The 9,027-nt window shown below is 43.0% G+C and carries 5 protein-coding genes; 3 read left to right on the forward strand and 2 right to left on the reverse strand.

Features of this window, described 5'->3' with window-relative positions:
• Window positions 1-314: 314 nt before the first annotated feature.
• Window positions 315-3,125, reverse strand: a complete 2,811-nt coding sequence (locus tag V7L12_RS16485; RefSeq protein WP_335085722.1) for an ATP-binding protein — start codon at window positions 3,123-3,125, stop codon at window positions 315-317.
• A gap of 433 nt (window positions 3,126-3,558) precedes the next feature.
• On the opposite strand from V7L12_RS16485, the gene V7L12_RS16490 reads away from it, so the two are divergent.
• The 3 genes from V7L12_RS16490 (at window position 3,559) to V7L12_RS16500 (ending at window position 6,040) form a co-directional block, all read left to right on the forward strand.
• Window positions 3,559-3,759 carry a hypothetical protein gene (locus V7L12_RS16490; RefSeq protein WP_335085723.1) on the forward strand — a complete coding sequence of 67 codons (201 nt, stop codon included), beginning with the start codon at window positions 3,559-3,561 and terminating at the stop codon, window positions 3,757-3,759.
• 66 nt (window positions 3,760-3,825) lie between these two features.
• Entirely contained in the window at window positions 3,826-4,053 is a 228-nt protein-coding gene (locus tag V7L12_RS16495) for a hypothetical protein (RefSeq protein ID WP_335085739.1), read from the forward strand.
• Entirely contained in the window at window positions 3,998-6,040 is a 2,043-nt protein-coding gene (locus tag V7L12_RS16500) for a COR domain-containing protein (RefSeq protein ID WP_335085741.1), read from the forward strand. Before V7L12_RS16495 ends, V7L12_RS16500 begins: the two co-directional genes overlap by 56 nt.
• Before the next feature lie 210 nt (window positions 6,041-6,250).
• Here the strand turns inward: V7L12_RS16500 and V7L12_RS16505 are convergent, their stop codons facing one another.
• Window positions 6,251-8,524: a glycoside hydrolase family 65 protein gene (locus V7L12_RS16505; RefSeq protein ID WP_335085743.1), complete on the reverse strand. Its 2,274-nt coding sequence runs from the start codon at window positions 8,522-8,524 to the stop codon at window positions 6,251-6,253.
• Window positions 8,525-9,027: the final 503 nt, after the last annotated feature.

Raw genomic sequence — 9,027 nt, forward strand, 5'->3', positions numbered from 1 at the left:
ATTGACTTTTTTGCACAAGCACTGCTGGCTAATTCTAATAATTATCTGTCTCGGCCATCACTGCTTCCTAAATATTAGACCTGAATCCTTACGATTTAGCTTCGTACAGAATTTCATTACAGCAGTTTTCATGTATTTGAACCATACTTGTCGTAGGGGCGCAAGGCCTTCCGCCTCTACCACGTGGTCTATTTACCTGAAAATTGTATTGTTAATGCGTTATCCTGTATTAAAAATGCTACGCTTTTACGCAAAACTGTACCTGTTTATTTGATTTTAGTTAAAAATTTAACCACGTCAGATGATGTTGACAATTAGATAGCTTGCAGATTTAAGGGAATTACAATTACAAATTCTGTTCCCTTTCCAGGAGCAGAAATACATTCTAATTTCCCCTGATGTTTTTGGGTGATAATCTGATGACTAATAGATAAACCTAACCCAGTACCTTTATCAACTGGTTTAGTCGTAAAAAATGGTTCAAATAATTGTTTTTGTACCGTTTCTGGAATGCCTATACCATTGTCGCCAATGCAAATAACTATCTGATTTTCGCTAGTGAGTTTAGTCTGAATGCGTATCTGGGGAGGAGAGAGCGTTTCTTCCCTTACTTCCCATTCCCCATTTTCCACTGCTTCTTCTAAAGCATCGATCGCATTTGCCAGAAGATTCATAAATACTTGATTTAGTTGTCCAGCATAACATTCTACTAATGGCAAGTCGCCGTATTCTTTAATCACCTCAATTGCTAGATTGTTAGATTTAGGTTTAAGCCGATGTTCCAAAATCATCAATGTATTATCTATACCCTCATGGATATTCACAGCTTTCATCTCTGCGTCATCTAACCGAGAAAAGTTTCGCAGAGATAAGACAATTTCTGTGATTCGTTCTGCACCAACTGTCATAGAAGTTAGCAAGTTTGGCAAGTCTGTAATCAAAAAATTTAGGTCGATCGCTTCTGTTTCTTGTTGAATTTCCTTTACTGGATTAGGATAGTTTTTCTGGTATAATTGCAGCAATCTTAATAAATCTTGGATATATTGATTGGCATAGCCGACATTGCCATAAATAAAATTGATTGGGTTATTGATTTCGTGCGCTACACCTGCTACCAACTGTCCCAAACTCGACATTTTTTCACTATGCACCAATTGAGATACTAGCTGCTTTGCCTCTTGGCGCAATTGTGCTTCTGAATATCGCAATATCTGCTCTGCTTGTTTGCGCTGGGTAATGTCATGGAGAATGACAACATATTCCTGAAAATCCTGATGAGGCCTGTCTGAGATGGAAACTTCCAAAGTTCTGTTTTTCCCATTACCGATTAAAATTTGTTCGCTACGCTTTGTCCACTGCTCTGGATAGTAGACTAATGCGGGTAGCCATTTATTCAGGTGATTTCCCCGCAACTCAGAGGGGTTGACACCAAAAAACGATTCCGTGGCTGGGTTAGCTTGGCGAATAATGCCTTGATCGTCTACGACTAAAATACCATCTTGGGCGACAGTAAACAGGTGTTCGGCAGCAACTCTTGCTTCTGCGATCGCTACCACTTGCGGTAAACTTGTCCAACAAGCGATCGCTACTCCCACAAATGCCACGCTCATCAGTAGCACCACAAATATATTCTCACCGCCCGCAGTTGCCACTTTATTAAGTTTGACGCCAAAAAACCAGCCAACTGCCACAGTGCTGCACAGTAAAAAAATCAGGATGCTCACCTGAAGAATGACTGAATCTTTGATAATTACTACAGGGCGCGTGCGATATCGCCGCATCCACCAATCAGGATGGAAAGCAGGGAAGTTCACACGGCGAATTACCGCATCTATGCCCATGACACCAATGGGAAATAATACCCCAATTAGCAAGTTGAGCCAACTCCAGGCAAATCCGCCCACCAACAGCACCACAACTTCTAACAGCAGAATACCCAGAGATATGCGTGGAAACAAAACTTCCGGGCGATCGCGCCGCAGCCAAAGCCCCAGATGCAGTAACATAAAGGAGACAAACCAACCGATGTTACCAACAGCCACAATTCGCGCCACATCTCCCCAAATCAGATAGATTAAGCACAACACTAGTGTTAATGTCAATGCTGGGACAAACACACCCCGACGTGAGACAACGGAAAATACTGGTGAAATGTGGTTATCTAAGGCCAGTTGATACAAAATTCGTGGGCAATTAGAAACCACTGTTGCCGAACCTAAAAGACTTGCAGCTACTAGTAAAAAAGAAACACTTACACCAGCGAATCTTCCCCAAAAGGGCCGGGAAGCTGCCACAAGATTCAGGAAAGCGTTGTCTTGAAGGTTGGGATTTGTTGCTAACCGCATCACTACCCAAGACCCTCCCAAAAAGATGGGTGGCATCATCCAGGCTGCAACGTCCAGAAAACGTAGCGTCTGGGTGGGGTGACGGCTATCGGCGACAAATGAAGAAGCCGTTTCACAACTATAGGTTGCATAAGTGACGAAAAAGAACCACTTTGCCCAATCCACGAAGCTCAAAGATGACCAACTGCTAGGAAAAAACCCAGGACTAAAGGGAGAAAACGTTAACCAGTTAAGACCTTGAACGCAGAAGGTCATTAGCAGTCCAAAGGCTGGAATGATAAAAAACAAATGTAAAATACTTAGGGCGCGAGTCCCACTAAACGCCACAATAAAGGGCAACAGTGTAAAGCTAATATCCAGAAATATGTCTGCACAGGTAATACCCAGCGTCTCTAAATTTACTTTAATTAAATCTCTAAGTACGATTGTATTCACTGACAGGTAAGAAACCCAATTGAGGAGATATCCAATTGCTGCATAGCGAGCTAGTCCTGGGTAGTGTTGCAGTAGCTTGGTAGCATAGTTAGGTGTTCCTCCAGCTACATTGATGAAATGCAAACCTAAGCGTTTTACCTGATAGTTAAGCAGCATTCCAAAAATCACCGCAGGTATCCAGACAAAGATAGCTTGGGAACCGAGAGCAGCATGAATCGCTGGAACCAATGCTGTCCAAGAAATATGAGCTGTCAAACCAAAGCCCCAACTTTCAACAGCACTCAGGCTTCTAGTCAAGCGAGGGTAAGAAGATTGGGCCAATGTGGAATGAGCAAAATCAGACATGATTAGCAGTGTTCGATGGGATACTGTAATTAAGCTTATAAGCTAGAGTTCCCATCTCCTAAATGTTCTGAACAAAGACTTTCTGCTTAGAATCATACTTAGATGTTGAGTATATCATCAGAGAAAATTACCTTCACAAAACAAGCATTTATTAAGAGGATGTTTTAAAAGTGTTTGGCTGTGATTTTAAGCACTTATTGATCCCCCCTAACCCACGCCAGTCGTTCCACTTAGGGAAACCCCCATGAGCAAGTAGCGTGGATTTAGGAGAATCTAGAACGTTTTGATACCGACAATAGGACTTTTAAAACATCCTCTTAGATATTTTGCCGCGATCGCACCTATTATCTGAAGCAAATTATGAAAATTATCGAACCGCCAAGCCGCCAAGAGCGCCAAGAGAAGAAACAAAAAAGTTTATAAATTATTACAGTTGGTGTTCAAAGGTGGAACGATCGCCCTTTTTGCTCGACAGTTGGTGTTCACAGGTGGAGCGATCGCCCTTTTTGCTCGACAGTTGGTGTTCACAGGTGGAACGATCGCCCTTTTTGCTCGACAGTTGGTGTTCAAAGGTGGAGCGATCGCCCTTTTTGGTCGACAGTTGGTGTTCAAAGGTGGAATGGTGAGGTTTTGAGGTCGAGTCTAGAGGCGTAGGAGCCTGCGATGTCTACGACGAGCTACGCTAATGCACATTGCCACAATGCAATCCTTCATACAGGCTACATTATTAATTAGCTCAATTTCTCTGCTGCGCGTCCAAGCAGCAAATCATTTTCAACCTCTACAAAAATCAACTGAGCAGTCTGCCACCGAAAATTGGCCAACTGACCAACCTGCAAACTTTCAACCTCTACAAAAATCAACTGAGCAGTTTGCCACCAGAAATTGGCCAACTCACCAACCTGCAAATCCTCGACCTCCGCAGTAATCCTTTTGAATCACCTCCACCAGAAATTATCACCAAAGGGTTTAAAGCAATTCTTGACTTTTGCAGGCAGCAGCTAGAACAAGAAACTGATCGCTTCTACGAAGCCAAATTACTCATTGTGGGAGAAGGTGGTGCAGGTAAAACTACGCTAGCCAAAAAAATTCAAAACGAAAACTATAAGCTACAACAGGATGAAAGTTCTACTGAAGGCATTGATGTTATTCAATGGCAGTTCCCGTTCAAGGGTAAAGAATTTCAAGTCAACATTTGGGACTTTGGTGGTCAAGAGATTTATCATAGTACTCACCAATTTTTTCTCACCAAACGCTCTCTTTATGCCGTAGTTGCTGATCTTCGCAAACAAGACACAGATTTTTACTACTGGCTAAATGTGGTTAAATTGTTGAGCGATGATAGTCCTTTACTCATTATCAAAAATGAAAAGCAGGAGCGCAAATGGGAAATAAATGAGAACGATTTACGAAAGGAATTCATCAATTTTAAGGAAACACTTTCTACAAACCTGGCCACCGATCGCGGTTTGCCAGAAATCTTAAATAAAATTAAGCATTATATTACTAACCTACCTCATGTAGGAATAGAACTCCCTAAAACCTGGGTGAAAGTGCGAGAAGCTTTAGAAAGTAACTCTCGCGAATATATTAGCTTGGAAGAATATCTAAACATCTGCGATCAACATGGTTTTACTAAACAGGAGGATAAACTCCAACTCAGTGACTATCTGCATGATTTAGGTGTATGCCTTCACTTCCAAGATGATGACGTTTTAAGAAAAACCGTGATTCTCAAACCCACTTGGGGTACAGATGCCGTTTACAAAGTGTTAGATAATCCACAAGTAATTCAAAACCTGGGGAAATTTGATCGCAATGATTTAAAAAATATTTGGCACGAAAATAAATATGCCAATATGCGACCAGAACTGTTGCGGCTAATGATGAAATTTAAACTGTGTTACGAAATACCTAGTCGTCCTGGCACTTATATCGCACCTCAATTACTCTCTGTCAACCAACCTGATTTCAATTGGGATGAATCCAATAACCTAATCCTGCGTTATAAATATGACTTCATGCCGAAAGGTATTCTCACCCGCTTTATAGTCGAAATGCACTCCGATATTGAACAACAAACCCTAGTTTGGAAAACAGGCGTTGTTCTTGCTAAAGACCAAACCCGTGCTGAAGTGATTGAACACTACAATCAACGAGAAATTAAAGTCCGCGTAGCAGGAAAACACAAGAAAGAACGGCTAGCAGTTATCATCCATGAACTAGAAAAAATTCATAACTCTTACGAACGTCTGCAATATCAAACACTTGTTCCCTGCAACTGTGAAAGCTGTAAGGATAGTCAAACGCCTCATTTTTACCGCCGAGACGTGTTGTACAATTTCCTGGAAAAGAATCTCTACCAAATCCAGTGCCAAGATAGCGGTGATATGGTAGATGTCCGCAGACTAATTGACGATGTTTTACCGATTCTACCAAATTTGGCAATACCCGTGTCTGAACCCGTAACCAGAAATCTAGTTTTCATTAGCTATAGTCACAAAGATAAAAAGTGGTTCGATGACCTCAAAATTCATTTAGAACCATTAATTAGAGAACAAAATCTCAACCTCTGGGATGATACCAAAATCAAGCCTGGTGCTGTGTGGCGAGATGAAATCCAGGCAGCTTTGGCAGCTGCAAAAGTAGCAGTATTGCTGGTAAGTCCAAACTTCTTAGCATCAAACTTTATTAGTAAAAATGAGTTACCACCTCTGTTAGAAGCAGCGAAAGCTAAGGGAGTCAAAATTCTCTGGATACCTTTGCGTGATTGCAACTACAAGGCAACAGCAATTGAACAATATCAAGCAACATACGCTACCGATCGCCCATTAAACACCATTGTGGCAGGAAGACGAGATAAAGCTTGGGTAGATATCTGCGAAAAAATTAATGAAGCAGCATTGCTTCGGTAAAAGAACCTCTCCCTGCCTTGAACTAAAGTTCAAGTCTGTCCCTCTCCGACTCGGAGAGGGAAGGTTTTGCGTAGTAAAACCAGGGAGAGGTTTCTTTTGTAAAAGCGATGGCTGCGCCAACGTCTTCTCTACGAGACGCTGCGCGAACGACGAACGCAGGTAAACTCTTAGCTATCGGTTAAAACTTCATCCAAGTCGAAGATAACCTCACTAATTTCCGAGCGTGTATTCTGCCAAGGTGGGAACTTTGACTTCTGTTTCAGATCCTAAGTCAAAGTCATACCACTCGTTACGCCATTGCAGGCGAAACTTCAAACGCGTCCAGTTAGGTGGTAAATTGGGACAGGCAATGGGGCCAAATTGAGTCATCCGAATGCCGGCAAACCCGAAAACTACTGCTTGCCATACTCCTCCAGCACTGGCAGCGTGAATTCCTTCGGCGGCGTTACGCCTCACATCCTCTAAGTCTACCAAGGCCGATCGCAGAAAGTGTGTATAGGCTTCGGTTGGTTGATTGAGGTCACAAGCTAAGATAGCGTTAATGGCTGGGCCTAGTGAAGAACCATAACTGTGGTCAGTGCGTTGGTTGTAATAGTCCCAGTTGGTGGCGAGGGTTTGATGGTCATAACGTTCGCGCAATAAATACAAGAGCATCAACACATCTGGCTGTTTGAGAATCTGCTTTTGGCTGGTAGCTTCAATTCCCAACAAACCTTGCAGAGATTTGCTGCGCGGTTCGTAATCAGCGAGGTTAACGTGTTCTAGCTGGAAAAAGCCTTCAAATTGCTCAATTAAACCCGTTTGGGCATCTTCATTGACAAATAGACGCTCTTGGATTTCTGCCCAATGGTGCAGACGCTCTGTGGTTAAGTTGAGTTTTTGCACCAGTTGTGCTGAGGTTTCAGGATAAGCTTGTTTGAGCCAATCCCACAGTCGCAAAGCTGACTGCAAATGCCACTGTACCATGAGATTGGTGAAGGCATTATTATCGACGCGATCGTGATTTTCATCCGGGCCAATTACATCTAGAATGTCATAGCTGTGGCGCTCTTGGTTCCACTGCACCCGGCTTTCCCAGAAAACAGCCGTATCAAGGATAATTTCTGCGCCATAATCGCGCATCCAGTCATCATCGTTAGTAGTCTGCCAGTAGTTCAAAATTGCATAAGCGATATCTGCGGTGATATGCACTTCAATGTCACCGCACCAGATGCGGATTAATTCACCGTTGGGTGCAGGTACCCAGCGCGGAGTCACTTCATCGCCAGTAGTGGCACTTTCCCAAGCAAACATGGCTCCTTGATAACCGGCTTCTTGAGCTTTACGTCTCGCTCCTGGTAGGGTGTGGTAGCGGTAGGTGAGCAAGTTACGCGCTAGGGCTGGTTGAGTTAAGGTGAGGAAAGGAAGGATGAATATTTCTGTATCCCAAAAGATATGTCCGCTATAGGCAAAACCAGAGAGGGTTTTGGGAGGAATGCTTACTCGGTTGTCGTGACGCGGTGTCACCGCTAGTAATTGGAAGAGATTGTAACGGACGCTCAATTGAGCCAAGCGATCGCCTTCTATAATAATGTCACTGTCTTGCCACACTTGCTCCCATGCAGTAATGTGAGCTGCCAATAGGGTAGTATATCTGGGTTCATCAGCGAGTCTTTGTAAGGCGGCGGCAATGGGGATTTCTGTCTCTCGTGAAGTAAACAAGGTGACAATCTTTTCTACAGTTACCGTTTTTCCGGGATATAACTCTAAGGTGGTTGTCAAAATGGGAGAACTAGAAGCATTGTCGATGCTCACGAGTGTAGTCTCGTCACCATCTACCACTAACTTAGCTGCCATGCCAAGTTGAATATTTGAGTAGAGAGTTGTACTGTTTAACCAGAGAATCTGATCTATGCCACCTTGGTTTAAGGTTCGCCAATGTTTGACGCCTTGGGTATCTGGTTCGCTGTCAAATCCGGCTTCAACGGTAATTTCACCCTCAAAGTCTACGGATGTAATTTGAGCGCGAATCGCCAAAACGTGTTGGTCTGCTAAACTGGTGAAACGCTCGAAGTGAAAATTTAGGGTATGACCGCTAGGACTACGCCATCGCACATCACGGCTAACTAAACCTAAGCGTAGATCGAGCCGACGTTCGTAGTTGAGAATCTCACCACTATCCATACTAAAGCGTTCGCGTAGCGTCTCCGTAGGAGATTCGCCTGCTACTTTTATCACCAATGGCAGCCAGTTGGGACAGTTTACCAATTCGGTATGAGCAATTGTCACATCATCATAAACACCGTGGATGAGTGTGGCTGGAAAATCTTGGGAATACCCTTCCTCAAATGTACCCCGCACTCCTAACAACCCATTACCAAGAGTAAAGACAGTTTCTTTGTGATGTAACTGCGTCGGGTTAAACTCCGTTTCAATAACGTTCCAGTCAGTATTGTCAATTAATTGCTGATTTTGTTGAGAATCGTGAGTGGATACGTTGAGCATGAGTGATAAAACCTATGTCTTGGGGGTGGCTGTGGGCAGGATGCAGTAAAATTAGGAGGCAATCTTTAAATGATTAACTCCTTTTCTTTAGCGCCTAGACTAGAAGATAATCTGAACGCCAAAAAACACGCTTCTGATAAGATTAGCGTTTCAAATTTCATCTGTCTACAGTTAGATTTTTTCAAAAATGCCAGTTATAACTCATAAATCTTAATTAGCTACGAATTGATTCGGCTTTTCATCAATTTCTTTCATATTTACAAGAGGAGGCAGGAGGCAGAAGGTAAGAGGTAAGAGGTATAGCGGTTCTCGTTTACGTGAGGTACACCCGTAGGGGCACGGCAGTGCCGTGCCCCTACACTCGTGATCTAATGTTGTACCGCATCTGAATGGGAATCGCTATAGAAACAGGGTAAACGCAAGAAAATTTATACTTGAGATGAGTTAGAGTGTAGAGGAATCGAAGGTTGTAAAACTTTAAGCATATACTCTTGATCCATGCT

The sequence above is a fragment of the Nostoc sp. genome (assembly GCF_036918245.1).
GTDB lineage: Bacteria > Cyanobacteriota > Cyanobacteriia > Cyanobacteriales > Nostocaceae > Nostoc.